General features: G+C 45.4%; 1 rRNA gene. It reads left to right on the top strand.

Annotated elements, in window-relative coordinates:
• A 16S ribosomal RNA gene (locus tag AC6H42_RS03060) occupies nt 1-101 on the top strand; the annotation flags it as partial.
• Nucleotides 102-229 lie beyond the last annotated feature (128 nt).

Here is a 229-nt window from a genome sequence, read left to right as displayed (position 1 = left end):
GCTTAACCGCAAGGAGGGCGCTTACCACGGTAGGATTCGTGACTGGGGTGAAGTCGTAACAAGGTAGCCGTATCGGAAGGTGCGGCTGGATCACCTCCTTTCTAGAGTATGGCAGCACGCCAAGCGCTCACACTTATCGATTGTTTCGTTCTTTAAAAATTTGGAAGAAGTAAAGATTTATTATTTTCGTTTGATCGCAAGATTGAACGAGGGTAGTGATTGTATGTAT

It is taken from the genome of Massilia sp. NBRC 108631 (assembly GCF_059704565.1).
Note: the sequence above shows the minus strand (reverse complement) of the source record. Positions and strands in the feature narration are given on the sequence as shown.